Below are 1069 nucleotides of genomic sequence, written 5' to 3' on the forward strand. Positions count from 1 at the left end.
TCAAAAATATTTATTCTTCTAAGAGTGTATGGGTGAGAATTGAGTGGATGGTAGGTTTTGCAGAGGTCTCTAAAGAGTTTTTTCTTTCTCATAATCCATTTGACTCCAAATACAAAAGAGGATTTTATGAAAAGGAAGTAAGTTATTTAACAGCGCCAATAAACCAAGGAGGTTTAGGTGGTCGTATAACTCAAATAAATCAAAATTTATGGAAAGTAGTATGGTAAAAAACAATAATATATCAGAGATAATTACTCAAGAAATAGAAAAGATGAAAGCTGAAGGGAGCATAGATTCTAAGTCCAAGATTTATGATAATTTTAATGTATATGCAAAGACTCTAGGATTAGATGTTTCATTCTCAGTCTTTAAAAGCTCTCAAATATCTCGTGTTGTTAAAAATGGTATAGATGTTCCGACTATGTTTATTTATCTAAAGAGTACTAAGAATTTGCTGGATAACAAAATGAATATGGAACAGAATAATTGGGATGGTACATATATATATACCAATAATCTGATTGAGCAGTGGAATCGTTTGTTAGACAAATATAATTACCCTGTGGCTTACAAAAGTGGTAACGTGTTATTGCTCTTTTATTCTTTGGAAGAATTTATAAGAATAGAGATAATACTTTTATGTAAGGATGAGATTCGTAGAATGGTAGAAAAAGAAGATATTCCCATTAAACCAGAATTCATTTTTAGTAATAGTCGTGGGCCAGGGTATAATATGGTATTTAGGTCGAAATCTGATTATGATTTATTTATGGAAAATTCAAAAAAAAGAATTGAGAAATTGATAGATGAGATTATAAAAATACATGATGTATGGGGATACTACACTTATAAAAGAATAAGGTTATATTATTGGCATCTGGAAATGAAAGATATCAATTTGTACGGATTGTACAGGGAAGATTAATCTAAAAATAAGATGGAAAATAGGTTCTAAGGATACGTTAGAAACGATTATCTTTGCAGATAAAAAATGGAAAGAATATCATATTCAATAATTTCAAGAGGGGCTATGCTTATAAATTATAGTAACAATGTTGTTAATCTCTCT

The 1069-nt window shown here is 29.4% G+C and carries 2 protein-coding genes; both read left to right on the plus strand.

The window, feature by feature from the left end; all coding sequences use genetic code 11:
* Positions 1–227: hypothetical protein (locus X919_RS16875; RefSeq protein ID WP_036917483.1), on the plus strand; the 227-nt coding region annotated here is incomplete at its 5' end.
* Complete coding sequence (locus X919_RS0106300; protein WP_155949682.1) at positions 209–925, plus strand: hypothetical protein; 717 nt, start codon at positions 209–211, stop codon at positions 923–925. The genes X919_RS16875 and X919_RS0106300, both read left to right, overlap by 19 nt.
* Positions 926–1069: the final 144 nt, after the last annotated feature.

The sequence above is a fragment of the Prevotella sp. HJM029 genome (assembly GCF_000599605.1).
GTDB lineage: Bacteria > Bacteroidota > Bacteroidia > Bacteroidales > Bacteroidaceae > Prevotella.

Bases quoted from the DNA above. Each gene is read 5' to 3' on its own strand.
- X919_RS0106300 (WP_155949682.1), top strand. From the start codon at position 209: ATGGAAAGTAGTATGGTAAAAAACAATAATATATCAGAGATAATTACT.